Origin of the sequence: Chitinophaga sp., assembly GCF_036569185.1 — a bacterium.
GTDB lineage: Bacteria > Bacteroidota > Bacteroidia > Chitinophagales > Chitinophagaceae > Chitinophaga.
In genome coordinates this window covers 1-20,293 of sequence record NZ_DATCRD010000238.1, presented here as the reverse complement: position 1 = coordinate 20,293, position 20,293 = coordinate 1, and the positions used below count along the sequence as shown (strand labels likewise).

The 20,293-nt window shown below is 47.8% G+C and carries 17 protein-coding genes; 2 read left to right on the top strand and 15 right to left on the bottom strand.

The window, feature by feature from the left end:
* Window positions 1-3: 3 nt before the first annotated feature.
* The 8 genes from VIM72_RS18030 to VIM72_RS17995 all read right to left on the bottom strand — a co-directional run bounded on the left by VIM72_RS18030 (window position 4) and on the right by VIM72_RS17995 (window position 11,643).
* Window positions 4-819 carry a glutamine amidotransferase gene (locus VIM72_RS18030; RefSeq protein ID WP_332004220.1) on the bottom strand — a complete coding sequence of 272 codons (816 nt, stop codon included), beginning with the start codon at window positions 817-819 and terminating at the stop codon, window positions 4-6.
* 10 nt (window positions 820-829) lie between these two features.
* Window positions 830-2,659, bottom strand: a complete 1,830-nt coding sequence (locus VIM72_RS18025) for a sodium:solute symporter family transporter (RefSeq protein ID WP_332004219.1) — start codon at window positions 2,657-2,659, stop codon at window positions 830-832.
* 26 nt (window positions 2,660-2,685) lie between these two features.
* Window positions 2,686-3,870, bottom strand: coding sequence for a glycoside hydrolase family 172 protein (locus VIM72_RS18020; RefSeq protein ID WP_332004218.1), 1,185 nt, complete (start codon window positions 3,868-3,870; stop codon window positions 2,686-2,688).
* Between the two features lie 13 nt (window positions 3,871-3,883).
* Window positions 3,884-5,689, bottom strand: a complete 1,806-nt coding sequence (locus VIM72_RS18015; RefSeq protein WP_332004217.1) for a RagB/SusD family nutrient uptake outer membrane protein — start codon at window positions 5,687-5,689, stop codon at window positions 3,884-3,886.
* Window positions 5,690-5,708: 19 nt separating this feature from the next.
* Entirely contained in the window at window positions 5,709-9,047 is a 3,339-nt protein-coding gene (locus tag VIM72_RS18010) for a TonB-dependent receptor (RefSeq protein WP_332004216.1), read from the bottom strand.
* Between the two features lie 201 nt (window positions 9,048-9,248).
* Window positions 9,249-10,439 (bottom strand): FecR family protein, encoded by a 1,191-nt coding sequence (locus VIM72_RS18005; RefSeq protein ID WP_332004215.1) that lies wholly within the window; start codon window positions 10,437-10,439, stop codon window positions 9,249-9,251.
* Between the two features lie 167 nt (window positions 10,440-10,606).
* A complete protein-coding gene (locus VIM72_RS18000) occupies window positions 10,607-11,206 on the bottom strand; it encodes an RNA polymerase sigma-70 factor (protein WP_332004214.1) in 600 nt (199 codons plus the stop codon).
* Between the two features lie 179 nt (window positions 11,207-11,385).
* Window positions 11,386-11,643 (bottom strand): hypothetical protein, encoded by a 258-nt coding sequence (locus VIM72_RS17995; RefSeq protein WP_332004213.1) that lies wholly within the window; start codon window positions 11,641-11,643, stop codon window positions 11,386-11,388.
* A gap of 150 nt (window positions 11,644-11,793) precedes the next feature.
* Between VIM72_RS17995 and VIM72_RS17990 the strand changes: the two genes are divergently transcribed.
* Window positions 11,794-12,876, top strand: coding sequence for an acyltransferase (locus tag VIM72_RS17990; protein WP_332004212.1), 1,083 nt, complete (start codon window positions 11,794-11,796; stop codon window positions 12,874-12,876).
* On the opposite strand, the gene VIM72_RS17985 is transcribed toward VIM72_RS17990, so the two are convergent.
* From VIM72_RS17985 to VIM72_RS17965, 5 genes are all read right to left on the bottom strand, one after another.
* Entirely contained in the window at window positions 12,788-13,972 is a 1,185-nt protein-coding gene (locus VIM72_RS17985) for an epoxide hydrolase family protein (RefSeq protein WP_332004211.1), read from the bottom strand. The two genes, VIM72_RS17990 and VIM72_RS17985, sit on opposite strands and share 89 nt — an antisense overlap.
* A gap of 65 nt (window positions 13,973-14,037) precedes the next feature.
* On the bottom strand, window positions 14,038-14,184 hold the full coding sequence (locus tag VIM72_RS17980) for a hypothetical protein (protein ID WP_332004210.1): 147 nt from the start codon (window positions 14,182-14,184) through the stop codon (window positions 14,038-14,040).
* Window positions 14,185-14,292: 108 nt separating this feature from the next.
* On the bottom strand, window positions 14,293-14,658 hold the full coding sequence (locus VIM72_RS17975; RefSeq protein ID WP_332004209.1) for a DUF6934 family protein: 366 nt from the start codon (window positions 14,656-14,658) through the stop codon (window positions 14,293-14,295).
* A 378-nt stretch (window positions 14,659-15,036) separates the two neighbouring features.
* Complete coding sequence (locus VIM72_RS17970; protein ID WP_332004208.1) at window positions 15,037-16,905, bottom strand: glycosyl hydrolase family 28-related protein; 1,869 nt, start codon at window positions 16,903-16,905, stop codon at window positions 15,037-15,039.
* A gap of 111 nt (window positions 16,906-17,016) precedes the next feature.
* Window positions 17,017-17,967, bottom strand: coding sequence for a sugar phosphate isomerase/epimerase family protein (locus VIM72_RS17965; RefSeq protein ID WP_332004207.1), 951 nt, complete (start codon window positions 17,965-17,967; stop codon window positions 17,017-17,019).
* A 121-nt stretch (window positions 17,968-18,088) separates the two neighbouring features.
* Between VIM72_RS17965 and VIM72_RS17960 the strand changes: the two genes are divergently transcribed.
* Window positions 18,089-18,364 (top strand): hypothetical protein, encoded by a 276-nt coding sequence (locus VIM72_RS17960; RefSeq protein ID WP_332004206.1) that lies wholly within the window; start codon window positions 18,089-18,091, stop codon window positions 18,362-18,364.
* A gap of 49 nt (window positions 18,365-18,413) precedes the next feature.
* Here VIM72_RS17960 and VIM72_RS17955 read toward each other — a convergent pair whose 3' ends face one another.
* Together VIM72_RS17955 and VIM72_RS17950 are read right to left on the bottom strand one after the other, a co-directional pair.
* The gene (locus VIM72_RS17955) at window positions 18,414-19,169 is read right to left on the bottom strand and encodes a LytTR family DNA-binding domain-containing protein (RefSeq protein WP_332004205.1); all 756 of its coding nucleotides are present in this window, start codon (window positions 19,167-19,169) and stop codon (window positions 18,414-18,416) included.
* Window positions 19,132-20,293: sensor histidine kinase (locus VIM72_RS17950; protein ID WP_332004204.1), on the bottom strand; the 1,162-nt coding region annotated here is incomplete at its 5' end. The genes VIM72_RS17950 and VIM72_RS17955, both read right to left, overlap by 38 nt.

Sequence of the window (20,293 nt, the reverse complement as noted above, 5' to 3'; positions counted from 1 at the left end):
CAATTACTTGTTTTGTTTCTTCACCCACTGCAGCGATTGCTGCCAGAAGGCATCATATCCTTCCCATAATTCAAAGTTGATTCCCCAGTGCGGAGCGGGGTCGGACATGTAAGTAAGCACGCGCCCTTTACCATAAGTACCAGCCACCACCAGCGGGTGGCCTGTTTCCTTTACCCGTACCAGTACCTCTCCGCCATTGCCGGCGCTCACTTCATTGTAACCAAAGATGGGCGGAAAGCTGTGCCAGGGCAGGTCTTTCACAGCAGGATGTTCCGGCGCCACTACTTCCGCGGTAAACCCTGCGGAAGATTCTACCAGGTCTTCTGTCACCAGGCATTTTACCGGAAGCGCCTCCGTGAGCGTACATCTTCCCCACCCTGATTTTCCCTGAACGCCGCTGAACGACAGCCAACCGCCTAGCATCATAAGGCCGCCACCGGCGCTGATCCAGTCTTTGATAAGGATAAGCCTGTCGGGGAAAGTAACCACTTTGTTCTCGCGGCGGGCGCGGTCAAAAAAGCTTGGGTACAGGTGGAAGCATTTCGCTTCCACATCGCTGATAATAAGGCTTACTGATTCTTTCAGGAAGGTTTCCAGTTTACCCGGCGCCAGCCGGTACAGTTCCCAATTGGCAAGCGTGGTCACATCCGCCACCTGTTCCAGCGCTTCCGTTAAGCGCTCCCCGTAAAAATGCAGGTCCGCATCTTTTGTTTCCGTACCAAAAGGGGTTTCTATAAACGTAGGTCCCAGGTGAAATACCCAATCGCCCAGGTATAGTACATGTTCTTCTTTTGTCCTGACTTCTTTTTTAACAGACATAATGATCTTTTTATACTTTTTGAGATAAAGATTCGAGGGATGGTGTTTCAAACGACGATCTGTTCACCGTAGCACGACTGGCCAGCCACGTCAGATACCTGTTGGACATCTTTCTAAAAACAAAAAAGAGCAACAGGGAACCGCATAATAACCCGGCGCACTGCCCGTAACGGGCAAACCAGGCTTGTGTAAGCCCTGTGATGAGCATAGCCGTAGCACTAAACCCAATTACAGCAATACCTATTCCGCGCATAATGGGCGCCGTTACATTACCACCCGGTTCCCGCCACCAGCCCAGGGGGCGGGCGCGCTCATAAAACGCGTGTAACAGCTCCTCCGGTTCGGGCGGCGTAAGCAATGCCACCGTTACCCACAACACCGTGGTAAGCGCCATTACCACCAGGGTTTGCCACCACCAGGGCAGCACCAGTTGCACCGCCCTGGGTACATGCAGGTATATCAGCAGTTTTGGGCCTAATACAACGAGGCAGAAGATAGCCGCGCCGCCAAACGAAGCAGCTATGCGCGCGGGGCCATTAAAGCGCCACCACCACCATTGGGCCCAGTTGGCCGGCAATTCCGCCGCGCTGAGTTGCAGCATGAATATGGCCACATCGGTGATAATGCTCACATTAAATACTACGGCCACCGCCAGTGAAAGAATGAGCGCCATGCCCAGTTTACCAATGAACATATAATGTTTTTCGCTGGCGTTTTTTACAAACCAGCGGCGGTAAATATCACTTACCAGCACCTGGCTGCCGAAGTTGAGGTTATCTCCCACGGTAGACATAGTAGCAGCCATCATGGCTGCTACCAGCAATCCCATGGCGCCGGCGGGCAGCATCGTTTTCATGAGCTTTCCATATACCAGTTCCCTGTCGGCTCCTTCCACACGCAGTTCCGGCCATATAACGGCAGCGGATATACTGGGTAGCGTAACCAGCAGCAGCAGCAGGAACATGCTCAATGCCGTTACTACATACATGGTGAGGGCTTCCGCCGGGGTGCGGGTAGAAAGGATGCGTTGTCCCTCCATAGCGCCGCCCATGGGCGCAGCATCGCCGCCGTAACCGATGCTTTGTCCTACCATCCAGGCCATGGCTGCCGCCAGCGGGAATACGGGATGTTGCGCAGGCGGCATCACCTGTAATACTTCGGGATGGGTGCTGTTGAAAGCATGTCCCAATGCGGCCGTCATGGCAGCGGCCCCACCGAAATGAGCCAGCGTAAGCGCAGCCAGTGTGAGCGTGCCCGCAAAAAATATCACCATCTGGATCAGGTTGGAAATCACCACTCCTTTGTAGCCCGAAAAGAAAACGAAGAGGAAAGAGATGGGCACCACCAGGTAGAGCGTTTCCGCTTTGCTAAGCCCGAAAGCCGGTCCCATGATCTTGTACGCAGCCAGCAATGTAATCCCCGTCCATGCCGGCATAGCTATCATGGAAGTACGGAGCGCGATCCATAAACGCATGGCTGCCGCCGCGCGTGGACGGAAACGCAGATCATAAAATTCCAGCGTGGTAAAGAGGTTTAATCTTCTCCAGAAAACAGCAAACAACACCCCGCCAAAAAATAAGGCAAGCCCAAACCTGCTGAGGTACCACCAGGAAATAAAGGCGCCTGTTACTACTCCCAGGCCTCCGTAGCCGGTGGCGGCATCCGGGCTTACCAGTGCCGCGGTATAGGAAATACCGTTAAGCCAACCGGGTATTTTCCGGCCGCCGAGAAAAAAGTTTTCCAGGTTGGAGCCGGAGAAACGCCGGTGCCAGAGCGACATGCCCAGCATGAGTAATAAATAGCCGATCACTATCCACAGATCCAGTTGATTCCAGTTCATAAAACTTCGTTTACCCGTTGGGTTTATTACAGTATGCCTGCCAGGCGTTCCGCCAGTGGCGCCAACGCCGGCAGGTTGTTGTCAGGTGTATCGAGATAGAAATAAGCCGTAGCGGAATAATTATCCAGCCGGTAGAAATTGACCCAGCCATCGGGAAATTTTTCGTCGAAAAGATCAGGATAAGACGGATCTTCCAGAATTTTAACGATGGTAGCCGGCGTGGTTACGGTAACCACTTTCAGGCGGGCGCCGGCCTTTACGGCCGCTCTCAGTTGCCCTCTGCCGCCACCGCCCATTTGCTGGATGGCTACCCTGCAGCTGCTGCGGAAATAAACCGGGTCGGGGATATGATACCGGTAAAAGGCAAACTGTTTCTTTTTGGCATCTGCAATGGGGCATCCCTGGTACATATGCGCAAACACGCCCTGTCCCCAACCGGTACCTATATAATCTTCCGTGCCGGTGCCGGCCAGCGTGGGATACTGCGTATCATCGTCGAGATACATTTTTACTTCTCCTTCTCCAAACCAGGTATTGCCATAAAGGGTATCTGCTATTACGCTCATGTTGCTGCCCAGGTAGCGTCCCTTCCCTTTAATGGCAGGCAGCATTTCAAAATCATCCCCAAGCCTGGTTTGTTTGTTACTGCTCCAGTACGCATGAAAATACAGGAGGTCTTTCTGCGGCTTCTTCAGCGCAGTAATATTTACATCATAGAACAGCAGGTGCGATTCCTTTGATTCATTCACCAGCACTATTTTTGCGTGTTTATTAAAAGGCATAGGGATATAGCAGTTGAACGACCTTCCTTCCGGGTCGGAGAACAGGGCGCATTGAAAAGGTGTTTTCCTTCCCAGACCAACGCCAAAGAAATCGCCCAAAGGTGCGGACACAGCGGGTTTGGAGGATCCCTCCCAATACATATCAATATGAACAGAGCGAAGCGCTTCCGGCTTTTGCGAAGTGGTGAGCCAGATCCTGTTGATCACGCCGGCGCCGCTGTAATCCACCAGGGTTACACTTCCACCGGCTTTAAGCGTATCGCATGCATGTCCTTTGGCGCCTTTGTTTTCCATACCGGCCCGCCCTTTGGCGCCGGAGCGGTTTTCAAAGCTGATCCAGCGCGTGTCTGCATCTGCGGGAAGTTTATAGAGCTCCTGCGCCGCCAGGTGCAGTGGCAGGAGGATTAACATCATCAATAATATTTTCATACTTCTTATTTTATTACCAGCCCGGGTTTTGAAGAAGGTTAGGATTCTTATCTGTTTCAGATTTCAGCATAGGCCACAGGTAGTGTTTCTTCTCAAAAACCCTGCGCTCAAAAACAGTTCTTTTAAAGAACGCAGGATCTGTTTTTGATTCCCCTGCATAAATATTTAATCCGTACATGTTGCCATTGTCTGTTGTTTCGGAAATTTTCCAGCGGTGGCAATCGAAGTAGCGGTGCGACTCAAACGCCATCTCTATTTGCCGTTCGTGGTGAATGCGCTCGCGCATATCGTCCTTGCTTAAACCGCCTGGCAGCGCAGGCAGGCCGGAGCGGTTCCTGATCAGGTTTACATATTTATACACATCTGCTACGGGGCCCTGTGCTTCGTTGAGCGCTTCTGCATAATTGAGGTATTGTTCTCCCAGCCTGAAAAAGATCCAGGTGCGCAGCGTTCTCTTCTCCTGTGGTTTAAAAACAAAATTCGGATCAGATAATTTCTTCAGCAGGTAACCGGTTACACTATAGTTGCCGCCGCCGGCGCGGAGCTTTCCATCAGCGCCTTTGAACCAGAATTCCAGTCCGCCGGTACGTGTTTTCCATACCGATCCTGAAAAATTGATACTGGCATAGAAGCGTGGTTCACGTCCCACATACATGTTGCTGGTGCCGGCTACGTACAGGTTATCCGGACCGGGAGCATCCGTAAAACCGGTTTCCGTATATCCGGACGCGGCATTGATGATGGGCGTATGATCGGCAGTGTATCCGGTGATAGGCCGCAATCCGTTGGCCATTTCATACTGGTCTACAATATCCTGGGTGGGAGCATGTAAGGTAAAGCCGGCAAGGCTTAACGGTTCGTTGTAAACATCCAGGCCATCGTAAGTACCATCGTTGTAAGCAAAGAATACTTCCTGGTTATTGTTCATATAAAATATTTCCTGGTAATTTTTTATAGGATTATTTCCGGGAGATGTATACAGCGCGTAACCGGCGGCCTGTGTCTGATCAATACATGCCTTTGCCGCATCGGCAGCCACCTGCCAGCGGTTGGCATCAAAGGCGGGAAATAGTTGTACGCCCTCATGGTCTTTTACATTTACATAATCGGGGTTGCCGTTAAACAAGGGACTGGCCATATACAGCAGCACCCTGGCTTTCAGGGCCAGTGCGGCCGATTTTGCGGGCCGGCCGTATTCTGTTTCGGAAGTAATGCGCGGGGGCAGCAAGGCAGCGGCCTGGTCGCATTGCGATACGATATACTCCACGCATTTCTGCAGGGGCTGCCGACGGATGCTTTTGAAATCTGTATCCAGCGATATGCTGCTGTCTGCAATAGGTACAGGTCCGTATAGCCGTACCAGTAAGAAGTGATAGAAGGCTCTCAGGAAGATGGCTTCGCCTTTCTGCCGGTCGCGCGCTTCTTTGGTATAGAACTGGTCCAGTGGTACCTTGTCGATGTTCTCAATAAAGATGTTTGCCTTACGCAGGCCCGCGTAGTTCCTTGCCCAGGGATTGATCACGGTGGAATTTGCGTCCCATGCACCGGAGGTCATGCTGTTGCAGAACGATGGCGGGTAGAACTGTTTCAGTTCATCGGCGGCGCCATGAAAGGGATTGTCTTTGTTATCCGCCCACACCATTTCATCCGGCAGGTGGGAATATACGTTGGTAAGATAATTATTCGCGTAGTCGCGGTTAGAGAATACATCCGCAATGGTCAGGTCATCATCCGGCGCTTTATCCAGGAAATCTTTTTTACAGGATACTGCTGCCAGGAGGAGGAACAGGAACGCACTATATTTTGTGATCGTTTTCATCCTAATGATTTTAATACTTTTAAAAATTTACCTGTACGCCTGCATTGATGCTGCTTTGCAGCGGGTAGAGGCTTTCCCCGTTATCGATTTCGGGATTGGCTATTTTGATATGATCCCACACGGCCAGGTTAGTGCCGTTTACAAATGCGCGGACGCTGCTGATGCCCACTCTTTTTGTAAGCGTTTTGGTAAACGTATACCCTATCTCTGCTGATTTCAGGCGCAGGTAGTTGCCGTTTTTCATATAGAGGGTACTGGTTACGTAGTTGTTGGTATTGTTGATATCAATGACCGTCGGATATTTGGCGTTGGTATTATCCGCGCCTGGTATCCAGCGGTTATCAAATACTTCACGCATTACGTTGTAATTGCCTACACCACCGGAAAATGCGTAGGAGCTGCGGCCGCTGAGCAGGTAGCTTGTTTTGGCGGCGCCGGTAAAGAAGATGCTCATGTCTACCCCTTTCCAGGCTACAGTACCGCCAAAGCCGTACATGATCTCGGGGTTACGCGCATAGCCGAAATAGGTTCTGTCGTCCGGGGTTATTTTGCCATCCCCGTTCAGGTCGCGGTACTTAATATCACCTGGGCGTGTTACAGACTGCAGTGTTGTTTGCGACGGGCTTTTGTCGATGTCCGCCTGGTCTTTGAACAGGCCGAGGGCTTCATAACCGAAAGGCCGGTCGATGCTTTGCCCCCGGCTGTTCTGGTAGGCCAGTGGTCTTACCGGTGAATCATCTTCCACTATTTCATTATGTGCATAGGTGAAGTTGCCCTGTACAGAATAATAGAAGCCTGATTTTGTCCGGTTCTTGATTTCGATGTTGCCATCTACACCCTGGTTGTTCACTATTCCCAGGTTGGCGTAAGGGATAATCCCCGACGGGTAACCTGCTGATATGGGTATTTGTTGCCGCGCAATGAGGATGCCGTTCCTGCGTTCCTTGAAGGCATCTACGGTAAGTGTGATCTTACCATTGAGCAGTTCCATATCTACCCCTATATTCCCTTTGGTAGCCACTTCCCAGGTAACGTTCTGGTTACCGATACGGCTTTCCATGAAAGCGCCGGTTTGGTAGGTTTGGTTGGCGCCAAACATATAGTACGGATCAAACCAGCCATGGGCGGGCGCTTTATCGATCGTTGTCTGGAACAGGAACCTGGCGCCGCCTATCTGGTCGTTACCCACCTGCCCGTAAGAGCCTCTTATTTTCAGGAAGCTGATAATGTTTTTGTTCCAGAAATTCTCGTTGGACACCAGCCATCCGGCGGCAGCGGAGGGAAAGAAGCCGTATCGTTTTCCTTTGGGAAAATTTTCAGACCCGTTATACCCCACGTTAAATTCCACGAGGTATTTGGAGTTGTAATCATAAGTAACGCGACCAGCCAATCCCTGTCGCCTGAATGGAATATTGCCGATGGAGCTTCCTGCCATCAGGTCTACATACTCCCGGCGGTTACCCAGTATCAGGCCGCCTATACGATGATCGCCGAAGGAGCGGTCGTAGTTGGCAGAAACTTCCAGGTAAGCCGCGCGGTTGGCGCCGGAGTTGGTATAATATCCCAGCGCCTGTTCTGTTTTAATGAGCTGGTACTGGTCTACCCCATTGGCATCAGGACCGAGATATTGATAAGACGCCGGGCTTTTTACGCGCACGGTGGTCATAGCGCCGTAATAATCATACGCAAAGAGACCTCTCAGTTTCAATCCTTTTGTTACCAGCGACGACAGGTCCCAGGTAGCGCCCAGCGAGCTTTGGATGGTATTACGGAACCTTTTCTGGTAGCCTGTTTGCGTACTTTTTGTAAATGGATTTTCATTCAGGAAAGTACCTAAGCCGGGAATGGACCCGTTGGGATTTTTCACCGGGTAAGCGTTGTTGGGCGTCCATCTCAGGGCATCAAACAATTCAGGAGCGCCGCCCTGTAAGCCGGGCGCATTACCGTTTTCAATGATACCGCCCAGGCTCAGGTCCATTGTCAGGTTCTTAGAAAGATTAGCATCAACGTTCGATCTGAAGTTGTACCGTTTTAAGCTGGTATTCGTTTTATAGGGAACGGATTTATCTTCTTTATAAAGCCCGTCTACAAACGTATAGCCAACGTTGGTATAATAGCGGAACGTTTGGTTACCGCCTCTTACGCTGAGGTTATTGATGGTTTGAATGGTATGTTTTTTCAGTACTACGTCTATCCAGTCTACATCAGGATACAGGTAAGGATCTGAATGGTCTTTGTATTTCTGTACCTGTTCATCTGTATAAAAAGGAGGCTTGCCAATGTTCTTCATGGCTTCATTGGCCAGGATGGCGTACTCGTAGCTGTTGATATATTTGGGGAAACGCATGCCGGTAAGACGGGCTGTTTCTGTACGGAACGATACAATGGGCCTGCTCTCCGCTCCTCTTTTCGTATTGATGAGGATTACGCCGTTAGCGCCGCGGATACCATAAACAGCGGTGGCCGATGCATCTTTCAATACTGAAAAAGTTTCTATTTCCTGAACGTTCAGGTTGTTCATATCCCGCTCAATGCCGTCTACCAGGATGAGGGGCGATTTGTTACCGGTAAACGTGCCAAGACCGCGGATAAACACACTGGCTGCATCGAAGCCGGGTTCTGCTGAGTTCTGCCGGGTGATGATACCTGGCAACCTGCCGCCGATGGTATTTGATAATGAGGCCGTAGAAGATTGTCGCAGTTCACTCACCTTCACAGTAGATACGGCGCCGGTAACCGACACTTTCTTTTGCGTACCAAAACCTACGATCACCACATCATTGAGCTTCTGGTTTTCCAGGTCGGGCAGGAGTTTTATGAGAATAGTTTTTTGGGTACCGGGATGGATGATCTGTGTTTTGTAGCCGATGAAGGTAACAGACAGGGAATCATTTTCGCTGCCGATTTCTACCAGGAATTTCCCATACACATCGGTGACCACCCCTTTGGAAGTGCCCAGTACTTTGATGGTAGCGCCGGGGAGCGCTTCATCTTTTTCGCTGATCACTTTACCCGACAGTACCCAGCTATAGGCGGCTGTGGGCGCAATTACTTTCTCTTCGGTCTTTTTTCTTTTTACAATAATAGTACGGTCCAGCACTTCGTAGGTAAAAGGCTGTCCGGCGAAGCAGGCATCCAACGCCTTATCCACAGGCGCTTTCGTTACTTCTACATTAATACGTTTGGCTTCGTTGAGATAGCGGGCATCGTAAAAAAAAGTATAGCCGCTTTGTTTGCTGATCTGCTGCAAAACCTTTTTCAGCGGTGCATTTTTCTCTGAAAGTGTGACCTCCTGTGACCAGGCCGTTGCGCTGACCTGCAGGCAGATACCTGTTAAGAGTAGAGCAGTTAGTTTCATAACCAGGAGTACTTTGGAATGGTTGATAAAGCAATTCCATGGCACCGGTTTGGATAGGCGCAGATGGTCCTTGCGATGAATGATAAAATTCATACATTTGCGATGTTAAGGTTGAAGGATTTTATTGATACGAAGTCCCCATTAGCCTGACAGTAACCGGCAGCGTTCCCGCGCTTCCGGTTTTTTGTCTTTATTGCTTTTTTACTTTGTCATGTAGATGTTCCTGTCGTTGATTTTATAGTGGATATTACTGGTGAGCTCCATCATTTTTAAAACTTTCGAAAGACTCACATTCCTCGATATTTCGCCATTGAAGCGGTAGTCTTCCATGCCGGTGTAGTTGATACTTACATCGTACCAGCGCTCCAGCTGGCTTACAACGGTTTTCATATTAGTGTCGTCAAAAATAAATTTGCCGTTTCTCCATGCCAGCACTTCCTCCATATTCACCTCTGGGGCCAGCCGGATGTCGCCTGCATTCCTGCTTACAAGCGATTGCTGTCCCGGCTGCAGCACTTTGGTATTTTTACCTGCAACGATACGGATGCTGCCTTTTATTAACGTAGTAGCGATATTCTCCTCTTTCGGATAGGAGTGGATATTGAAGGCAGTTCCCAGCACTTCCACCGAGTGTTTACCGGAAACAACGATGAAAGGCGCTTTCGCGTTTTTCACTACTTCAAGATAGGCTTCCCCGTTAATTTCCACTTGCCGGGTGTTGCCGGTAAAGGCAGCCGGGAAGCGGATAGAAGAAGCGGCATTAAGCCATACGTGCGATCCATCGGGCAGTATTACTTCGTATTCGCCGCCATTGGGAGTAGCAATGGTGTTGTAGGTAATTTCTGTGGCAACTGCTGCGGAAGCATCATATACCAGCTGACCGCTGGCTGATTTTTTTATCACCGTTTTACCCTGGTTGGCAATAACGCCGTTCTGTGCATCATCCAGCACAATGGTACTTCCATTTCCCAGCTGCAGGGTAGCTTTGCGGCTACCCGGCGCCACATCAGTATGCACTGCCATCAGTGGCGGTTGTTTGTTTGCCTGTACCAGCCGCAGCGCCCATGCGCCGGCAAGCGCCAGTACAAGCACAGCTGCTGCCCAACGCCATGTTCGCCACTTACTCATATATATATTTGCCGGTCCGGGTTTAATACCGGTGGCCAGGTATACTCTTTCAATGGATGCCTGCAGTTTTTCCTGGTCTGCCTCACTGCGTGTGATAGCTTCCAGCTGCCCGCTGGAAAGCTCTGCGAATAAGCGCCGGTTTTGTTCACTGGCTTCCAGCCAGGTGTTCAGCATTTCCTGATCCGGTTCACTCAGTTCACCCGATCGTTGCCGGTAAATGAGTTGGGCGATCTGTAATAACTGTTGTACGTCTTTTTCTTCCATAGAAAATAATAATATGCAGCCATGACCGCTGTGACCACACATTACAGGGCCACGGACTGCATTTCTTGCTGAGAAAAATAATTGCCGTTATATAGTGGATACACTGCCCGGATCATTTCGGGTGAGTGGAGAAGAAAATTTTTTTCAGGGGGAGATGTTTTCCGGGGCTAGTCCTTGTGAAGGGCCGCCAGTACGATTAAGGCAAAAGGCAGGATATCTTTCCCATGGAGCTTGCCTTTTACCAGTTCCAGTGCACGGAACTTCTGGGATTTCACGGTATTAACAGACACTTTTAATTCTTCTGCAATTTTGCGGTTGGGTAACCCTTCCAGGAAGCCGAGCTGGAATACCTTTTTCATCTTTTCAGGTAAACTGTTCACTGCTCTTAATATTTCCGCCTTCACTTCCGCGCGGATAATTTCATTGGCGATGAAATCCGTTTCGCTGGTCATGCTGGCGGCATAGGCGTGATGACGGTATTGGAGGTTCTTCTCTTTTCTTAATTCATTTATACAGGCATTTTTTGCTGCAATAAAAAGGAATGCCTTTATAGACTGAAAGGAACCTACTTTTTCATGATCGTTCCATAACTTGATAAATGTTTCCTCCGCCACATCTTCTGCCACGGCATGGTTCACCACAATCCTCCTGGCAAAATTGGTGATCACCGCAAAATACCGGTTCATAATATAACGGAATGCCATTTCATCGCCCTGTTGCAGGCGGGCAGCATAATATTCTTCGTTGATGATTTCAGTTGTTTTCATTAAATGACCTCACTTCTTTAAAAACCACCTCGTGGAGAACGGGAATACAGTGAGGTCAAATTATAATATCATCTGCCAAAAAATTCAAAGTGATTAGCAAATTTTGATACTATATTGGCATCGGCCTCTTAATGGCTGAGAATGGAAACCTGGTTGTAGCAAACCAGCCACAAATCGTTTCAGGGTTTCATCTTATCAATGATCTCCTGCCATATCAATCTTGCTATCTGTTCCTGCTCTACCGTACGCAGGCGTTCGTTGATAGTAACTTTCCCATCTTCATTAAACTGCAGGCTGGCTGGCATGAAATCAAGCGTTTCGCCCTGTTCCGCGTCTGTAGACACCCTATAAGTGGTTTTCTCATTTTCATAATCCACATCGATGTGAAAACGGTAAGGCTTGTTGTCGATATAAACGGTGATATCTGTAGTTTCCATATGCATTGGTTTTTGGTTCAACGATCACAAAAGGCGCACCAGCCTGGCAGGCCGGCATCTGCCTGGTTAGGAAATGCGGGAATAATGTTATTTATTTACGGTTCCGCTGCCCACAGTGAAGGCAGCCGGTATTACCTGTAACAGTAACCAATGAACGTGAACAAACTGAGCCCGGACCTGCTAAAGACCAGACAGCATTTTGAAATATTAGACGGATTAAGAGGCATAGCCGCCTTAATGGTAGTTGTTTTCCATTTCATGGAAATAGTGTATACCGACTACAGCAAAAACTTTGTGGGGCATGGCTTCCTGGCGGTCGACTTCTTTTTCTGCTTATCGGGTTTTGTGATAGGATATGCTTATGATAACCGTATCGGGAAAATGGGCGTGATGGAATTCTTTAAATCGAGGCTCATCCGGTTGCATCCGTTAGTCATTTCAGGGTCCGTACTGGGCCTGCTGGCGCTGCTCTTCGATCCTTTTGGCGGCCAGCCTGAACTATATGGAACCGGTAAACTATTACTGCTGTTCCTGGCCTCCGTGCTGCTCATTCCCTGGCCGGTAATGGGCGACAGGGCATTTAACCAGTTTGGCCTGAATGCGCCGGCCTGGTCCCTGTTCTGGGAATATGTTGCCAATATTGTATATGCTTTTATTCTTTACAGGATCAGCCGTCGATACCTGTTGATACTTGCACTGCTGGCAGCCGCCCTTCTTTCCGTAGTGGCGTATAAGGCCGGTAACCTGATGGGAGGTTGGGGAAAAGGTAACTTCTGGGATGGCGGCGCGCGGATCTTTTATTCTTTTTTAGCCGGGCTGCTGGTATTCCGTTTTAACGCGATCATTAAAAACCGTTTAGGCTTTGCAGGGTTGTCGGTGCTATTGGTACTGGCACTTATAATGCCTTATTTTCAGTGGAACTGGCTGGCAGAACTGCTGGTGGTATTATGCTATTTTCCTTTGCTGATTGCACTTGGTGCAGGCGCCACGCTCAGCGCAGGATTTAAAAAGCTTTGTGTTTTTTCCGGCAAGATATCTTACCCGCTCTATATGACACATTATGCAGCCATGTGGATGTTCGGTAACTATTATGCGTCGCACAAGCCGGGAACAGCACAGCTGGCAATGATCATCAGCGGCGGCACTATTCTCCTGGTGGGCTTTTCTTACCTGGTAATGGTAGCGTATGATATCCCGGTGCGGAAATACCTGACGGCACGGAGGGGGAAATAGTATTCACAAATTCCCGCAAATCCGCTGCAAACAGCGCTGGCTGCTCCATGGCTGCAAAGTGACCACCCGCCGGCATATCTTTCCAGTAACGCACATCATATCCCCGTTCAACATATTCCCGCGCAGGAAAACTTTGTGGGTAAGGATAATGCGCTATGCCAACAGGTACCTTTATGAAATCATGTTCCCCGAAATCCAGGGGCTCCTTCTGCACTTCACTGTACAAACGCATAGAAGAGTAAATGGTTTGTGTGATCCAGTAAAGGGTTACATTCGACAGCAATTCATCTTTCCCAAACAATTGTTCCAGCGGCGTACCCGGGTCTGAAAAGCCCCGGAATACCTGGAGCATCCATGCACACAATCCCACAGGGGAATCATTAAGCCCATAGGAAAGCGTGCGTGGCTTTGTGCTTTGCACCTGTGCATAAGCGCCTTCTGCCCTGAAGAAACGATTCATTTGCTGTTGTGCATCCGTTTCCTCTTTGGAGAGTTTTTCACCGGGTGGTATAAAAGGTTTATAGTTGAAAGGAATATAGTTCATATGCAGGCCGATCAGTTTTTCCGGAAATTGCATAGCCATCCGGGTGGAGATAATAGCGCCAAAATCGCCGCCCTGGGCAATAAATTTACGATATCCCAATTGCTCCATCAGCTGTACCCAGAGCCGCGCCATCAATGAAGTGTTTATCCCTTCTTCCACCGGTTTACCGGAGAAGCCAAAACCCAGTAACGAGGGCACTACCACATCAAACGGCATTGCTGCATTACCCGTCAGGTCCGGTAATATTTTCAGCATTTCCAGGAAGGAGCCGGGCCATCCGTGGGAGATAATCACCGGGATGGCGTTGGGATATTTACTTTTTATATGCAGGAAATGTATTTTATAACCATCTATTACTGTTGTAAAATTGGGCCAGGTATTAATGGCTGTTTCTGTTTTCCGCCAGTCGAAATCTGCGATCCAGTAAGCGGCGAGTTCTTTCATGAAGGAAAGTTCATTGTTCGTGGTATCCGGCCACCTGGTAGCGAGGATACGGGCTTTCAGATCGTCCAGTACAGGCTGGGCGATGTTGGCCTGGAATGGTTGTATCATTGAGAAGAGTTTTGTACCAGGGATGGGGTACAAAAAGAAAGCCGGGATGGGGATGGGTTTTTAAATTACCACCTTAATTTGGCGATAATTTTATTGGCTTGTTCCAGTTTTTCGGGGAACAATGTCTTTCCAGAAAGTTTATCGAGAGATTTATCTCTGACTACTTTCACGCCTAATGCTGAAGCGCCTTTTAAGTGTTTTTTGGTGTTCATAACAGCTAAGTTAATTTATTTTCCGTTTAATAAGAAATCCGAAGTATGATATCCTTTTTTCGAAAGGTTTAACAAAGTATAATCCGTTTATTGAAATGATGCCATATATTATATTTCAAAATCAACATTAAGTTCATCCAGGTTAATTGCTAAAGCCATACGATAAAGTCTTGTCCGTTCAGGAGGACTTCCTACAAAAAATATAAACCTATCAGGATAATGTGAAGTAAATTCATACACAGCAGCGGCAACTGTTGCTAGTATTTTGTTTCTATCTTTATTATCATTTTTTATATAATCATTAACCTTCCCCTCCGGCATTAAATCCCCAAATGCAAGGTTATATATGTGATCATTGCCTGTTTCAATAAACTGAATGACCTTTTGTATCTCGCCTTTAGGTCCCGCACTAATAAATTTAAACTCAAGCGCGTCTTTCGAAATCATTAATGGCTCATACTTTTCGTATTGCATTTAACAGTAAATATTTTCATTCTGATAATATGCTCTGATGAGAATAAAACCAGAAAGGGGCTAACAACCTTTACATAACAAAGCTAATTATTCCACAAACCTTACCTGTACATAGACTTCTGAATTTTTTCATATTAACAAATAGCTGCGATATTCTTTGTTAAAAGAAACTAATGCCCACGCCTTTTTTACATAAATTGTGATTTGGATTATAAAGCGTTTATAGATTCAAATACAGACATAATGTTGGGCAAACCGGTTATGCTTCCGATGGAAAAGAATACATACAGCGGCGCCCGCACAACTGCTTCCAACCTGGTAAGCAGGCCGCTTTCGATGAAGAAAAACTGCCTGCCTACCTGGCTGGTATCAGGGATACTATAATTTAGCAGCTGTTGCATTCACGGACCATGCAGTAGCGCTAAGCCTCCTGCATTCCGCTGTATTGGCAGCCGCATCTGATAAGTTGGTAAATACTACCAACGTTCCGGCGGGATAAGTAGCGGCCGGGTAGTTAGTATTGAGATAAGTGTTGGTGATAGCTGTTTTAGCTATGGAAGTATTACTGAACACATTACTATTGGCATTCACAGCGGAAACCACCCTGTAAATGGAACTACCGTCGGACATGACGGTGAGCGTTTCATATTGCGCCGAAAGCGTTCTTGATCCTGCGCCATCCATCAAACTGGCAGAAGTAATGGTAACGGGATTAGCACTGGCATCGATCTTTTTGATGGTGATAGTAAGACCGGCAGGTACTGAAGATGCAGCGGGTAAAGGAATGGTGATGGCTGCATTGGTAGCGTTCAACGGAATAAAATAGTCCTGTTTTATTTTTGAAAGATCAGGCAGTGTACCTATAACGGGTGGTATGTACAGGCTGCGGGCTCCAAGAATATAATCTCCTTTTGCATCTTTGAAGCGGAGGTTATCCTGTGTAGCATCATACCACAGCGCTCCTGCCTGCGCCAGGATGGGGTTATATGGCCCCAGCAATAATGGCTGCATAGATTCGGCAATACCTATACTCCTGTTCCTTACCACCGCAACATTCCCGGCGTTACCTGGTAATGTAACCACCAGGGGACAACAATCCGTCAGATCTGTAAGAGGTGCCGGACCGGTAATATAGCCACGCACGGAAGCATCTATATTATATCCCGCTGTTGTTATGTTCTGGATATTCACATTGTGACAGGAAATACCGGCGGTTCCGGATCCACTGATGATACCGGAGAAATCAGCGAAATATGGCATAGAAAAGCCGTTAACATAACCTCCGTTAACATACAATCCACGGATGTTCATCACACCGCTTTCATGCTTTATAGTAAAGGTTGGTTTATTAGGGGAGCATGATTGTTCTGCATAAAGATCATTTATAACCAGGCTTCTTATGGCGCCGGGTACATTCGTGGCAGCGTAAAACTGGATATGTCCTTCCTTGTTCGCTTCCAATTGAGGCGCGTCGATCACCACATTGTTAGCCTGGGAAATGGAAATGCCGCAGCCGGTTTTTGTATTAAGCGCATAGCAGCTCTGCAGCTGTATACTATTATTTCCTTCATTACGGAGCCACCAACCATCGCCGGTATAAATGTTATTGGTAAAACAACGGACAAACCTGGTACTGTAAGAATTGGCCCCCACACGAATGCCACATTCTGTGTAATACCCGGTTACATAAACATCTTCCACCAGTGTAAGGGGAGAACTATCCACCAATAAACCGTTCACACATCCTTCGCCTTCTACGGCATCGATCTTAAAGCTCAGCAGCTGGGCATATTGAGTGTTGCCAGTGCCTACCCTGGCACCACTTTTCAATTTAATAATTGAACCACCACGCGACTCTCCCTTTAAGATCTGGTGATTCTGGGTAAGCACAATATTTTGCGTGGTTACATACTCACCCTGGGGAATATAAAGTGTAAGTATGTTCATTGCAACGCACGCTGCCAAGGCATTGGCTATTGCCAGTGTGTCATCATCATCTATGGTTCCCCGGGCGCCAAAACGCTTCACATTGATGACATCATTAAGTATCGCCTTAAAACGGCCGGTTGCTACCGATGTCCTTTTAATAATGGAACCTCCGTTATCGTTCTCCGTACTGGCAGCATCCCAATAAAAATCGCCACCGCCACCATCTCCGGGTGAATAGTAACCAAGTAAATGAATCAGGTCATTAGGGTTAAAGACAGTTGCATCCGCCCGCAAATCAACCATTGAATTAAATTTCATAACTATCATTTTAATGGATAAAAAATCGAATAAAATGAAGTTATTGAATCACTGCGCACTGAATGTGCGTGTTCTTTTGTAGATAGCAGGAACCTGTTTTTCAGGCTATTTTTACACTCCCGCCGTAACCGCCTTCATTTTTGCCAACCCTGTTTTCGCTACCAGCAAGGCATCCTGCTTATAGTATTCCGGGTTAAAAACTTCGAGCGATAGTACCACCGGTTTATTGGGATCCTTTATATACTCCAGCATCTGCCGCAATGGCGCAATTCCATCTCCCGGGTAAATACGATCCGGTTCAGAAATTTTCTCCGGTGCAATACCTGCGGGGTAATCGTTGATATGAAACACCTCTACAGCAGGCTTACCTACAAACGCCATACTTTCGGGATTGGAACCTCCTTTAAAAATATGGAAGGCATCCATCAGCACGCGGGCATCCTTATGACCGCTTGCCGCTACTACATATAATACCTGGCTTATCTTTTTCAGGTTGGGAGATCCGCCCCACATTTCTAATATGGGCATCACACCGGTCTTCTCTCCCATCTTCAATATCGTTACATATCTTTCCGTAACAACATCCAGGTTTATTAACGCCGCATCTTTGCTGTTAGCACCCATCGGTGGGGCAGCTACGCGTTTACAACCGATCTTCGCCAGCTGTTCCATTTCGCGCTGCAGCTGTTCCAACCCCTTCCTGCGGGTGGCCTCATCATCCACGATCCATTTGGCGAAACCGATGGCGTTTTCCACTTCAATGCCCAAATCATCAATTATCTTCTTTGCTTCTGTTGCCGATCCGCCCTGCCCGAGGTATTGCTGAAAGGTATCTATCCATATTTCCACGGATCTGAAACCCGCTTTGGAAGCAGTTTCCAGCTCTTTGATAAATCCCAGTTGCTGCCCACGGATAGTGCTCATGTTCAGCGAGTACTTAAAAGCCGGGAAGGGTTTTTCCACATCAGCTCCAGCGGATACCGGCAGGTTCAACAAGGCTGCGCCGGCAGTTAAACCAAGTGTTTTCAATGCATGTCTGCGGTTAAATGATAGGTCAGTCATAATACCGTTAAAATATAATTTACATCCGGTAAATGCAACCGTTAATATGCTGCACATGAAAAATATAGCCGTCGCTGGTATGATTTGTGTGCAACAGCATCCGGGCGTTAAACCATTTTATATGAAAATTGAAATAGACATCAAATCAATGCTGATCGGCTTTTTAGGCGCTGCCTTGTTAGTTTCCGTTATTAGCTTCAGGGGAGCCGAAGAGCAAAAGGCAGGCAAGTTCCAGGCTGTAGTCAGTGAAAAAGCCGTTGTAATACTGGATACAGAAACCGGCGCTTACATCATTGCCCCTGAGATCAGGGATTTTGGCCAGGTGCAATGGGTGAAGGGAGATTTTTACAAAACCTACCAGGTGGGAAGAGATAATAAAAAAGGAGATGGTAAATAAAATAAATAAGGAAGATGATCACATCTTCCTTATTTATTTTATTTACCCGTTACTGAAACGCTTTCAACAGGCTATCCTTATACGCCGGTGATACTTCCACTTCCGTGCCATCGTTCAGGTTTACATAGCCGCCGGTGCCTTTGTGGTACGACTGCACGTAATGGATATTAATGATATGTGATTTATGCACCCGTACGAACGGATGGGGTAACATCTCGGAAAAATGTTTCAGAAAACGGCATACCATTTTCTTACTGCCATTGGTTAAATAAACATCCGTGAAATTACCATTTCCTTTCAGACGCACTATTTCATTCATCTTTACCACGTCAAATCCATCCAGGGTGGGCAGGATCACCTGTTGCATACCCGGGTTATTTTCCCTGGCGTTTTCCATAATGATACGATTCCTGTTCAGCCAATGCTTCTGTTGCAACTGTTGCTGTACCTTATTTACAGCCAGGATCAGTTCTTCTATGCTCACCGGTTTCAACAGGTAATAAGCAGCGCTCTGGTTCAGCGCTTTCAGGGAATACTCTGAAAAAGCCGTTACAAAAATAGTTTCAAACTGCAGGTCCTGACATCCTTCCAGCACGTCAAAGGCATTACCAAAAGGCATCTCCACATCCAGGAATACCAGCTGCGGGCGTAGCTCATGCAATAAGGCGATGGCTTCCCTGCTGTTCTGGGCGGCGCCTATCACTTCTACCTGCGGACAAAACTTTCCCAGGTAGTTTTGTAAGGCCGCCATAGCCGCGGCTTCGTCTTCAACGATAACTGAAGTGATCTTTCCTGTTAACATCATTCTTATCCATTAAGGGAAGTTGCAGCACTACGCTTGTTCCGGTAGCGCCGTTCTTCGTTATTTCTTCCATCTGCATGCGGATATCCAGGTGGTAAATATCGTTCAGTAAACTGATCCGCTCCGTGGTATTGGTAATCCCCCTGGACTGGTGCGCTTTCTGGTGAACCGTTTTCAGTTTATGGCTCTCCGTTAGCCCGATGCCGTCGTCTTCTATTACTACCTGTATACAACGCGCCTGTTTCTGAAAAGTAACCCTGAGCAACCCTTTCGTGGCTTTATACCGGAGCCCGTGCCATACCGCGTTTTCCAGGTGGGGTTGGATCAGCATGTTGGGAATCATCACCGCATCGGTATCCAGGGTTTCATCTATATCCAGTATATACACAAATTTATCGCTGAAGCGCAGCTGTTCCAGGTCCAGGTACCTTTTCAGCTGCTCCGTTTCCACTGCCAGGGAAACAAAATCCTTATTGGAATGTTCCATCACATTTCTCATAAGGCCGGAGTACGATGTAAGATATTTGTTGGCTTCCATCTCGTTGTTCTCTGCAATATATTGATTCACGCTGTTGAGACTATTGAAGATGAAATGCGGGTTCATTTCACGGCGCAGGGATTGCAGGGCAATCTTTTTATTCTTAACCTTGATGGCCCTCAGGGAGCGGACAATAAAGAATAACAGTATTACCATTGCCAGGATGGAAGCGATCAGGAAATAATTAAGCGTATTCTTGTTATTGATCAGCGCCAGTTGCAGCGCTTTTTCTTTTTCCAGGTCTTTGATCTTTTCTTCGGTAATATCGAACAGGCTGGCATCCACGAGGGAGCTGTCGGTCCGGATCAGTGTGTCCAGGTTATGAAGGAAATCGTCGTACCGCATGAGTGCAACAGCTTCCTTTCGCTGTTCCCGGTAATACTGTGTCAGTGCAAGAAGACAATCTTTTGTTTTAGACGTATTCCCGCTTTTAAATGCCAGCATATAGGCCTGTTCCAGCAGGCTGCCTGTTTTTTCCGGCTCCTGCCTGTTGGTGTACAACTGGGCCAGTTCCCGGATCTGGTCTATTTGCAATTCAATGTTGCCCTGTTCTTTTGCTTTTTCCAGGATGGCTTCATTCATATGGATG

What these genes read in the sequence shown, in the direction of transcription:
- VIM72_RS18025 (WP_332004219.1), bottom strand. Translation starts at nt 2,659, where the DNA reads ATGAACTGGAATCAACTGGATCTGTGGATAGTGATCGGCTATTTATTA.
- VIM72_RS17965 (WP_332004207.1), bottom strand. Translation starts at nt 17,967, where the DNA reads ATGACTGACCTATCATTTAACCGCAGACATGCATTGAAAACACTTGGT.
- VIM72_RS17960 (WP_332004206.1), top strand. Translation starts at nt 18,089, where the DNA reads ATGAAAATTGAAATAGACATCAAATCAATGCTGATCGGCTTTTTAGGC.
- VIM72_RS18015 (WP_332004217.1), bottom strand. Translation starts at nt 5,689, where the DNA reads ATGAAAACGATCACAAAATATAGTGCGTTCCTGTTCCTCCTCCTGGCA.
- VIM72_RS18030 (WP_332004220.1), bottom strand. Translation starts at nt 819, where the DNA reads ATGTCTGTTAAAAAAGAAGTCAGGACAAAAGAAGAACATGTACTATAC.
- VIM72_RS18020 (WP_332004218.1), bottom strand. Translation starts at nt 3,870, where the DNA reads ATGAAAATATTATTGATGATGTTAATCCTCCTGCCACTGCACCTGGCG.
- VIM72_RS17955 (WP_332004205.1), bottom strand. Translation starts at nt 19,169, where the DNA reads ATGATGTTAACAGGAAAGATCACTTCAGTTATCGTTGAAGACGAAGCC.
- VIM72_RS17975 (WP_332004209.1), bottom strand. Translation starts at nt 14,658, where the DNA reads ATGCAATACGAAAAGTATGAGCCATTAATGATTTCGAAAGACGCGCTT.
- VIM72_RS17980 (WP_332004210.1), bottom strand. Translation starts at nt 14,184, where the DNA reads ATGAACACCAAAAAACACTTAAAAGGCGCTTCAGCATTAGGCGTGAAA.
- VIM72_RS18000 (WP_332004214.1), bottom strand. Translation starts at nt 11,206, where the DNA reads ATGAAAACAACTGAAATCATCAACGAAGAATATTATGCTGCCCGCCTG.
- VIM72_RS18005 (WP_332004215.1), bottom strand. Translation starts at nt 10,439, where the DNA reads ATGGAAGAAAAAGACGTACAACAGTTATTACAGATCGCCCAACTCATT.
- VIM72_RS17995 (WP_332004213.1), bottom strand. Translation starts at nt 11,643, where the DNA reads ATGGAAACTACAGATATCACCGTTTATATCGACAACAAGCCTTACCGT.
- VIM72_RS17990 (WP_332004212.1), top strand. Translation starts at nt 11,794, where the DNA reads ATGAACGTGAACAAACTGAGCCCGGACCTGCTAAAGACCAGACAGCAT.
- VIM72_RS17970 (WP_332004208.1), bottom strand. Translation starts at nt 16,905, where the DNA reads ATGAAATTTAATTCAATGGTTGATTTGCGGGCGGATGCAACTGTCTTT.
- VIM72_RS17985 (WP_332004211.1), bottom strand. Translation starts at nt 13,972, where the DNA reads ATGATACAACCATTCCAGGCCAACATCGCCCAGCCTGTACTGGACGAT.
- VIM72_RS18010 (WP_332004216.1), bottom strand. Translation starts at nt 9,047, where the DNA reads ATGAAACTAACTGCTCTACTCTTAACAGGTATCTGCCTGCAGGTCAGC.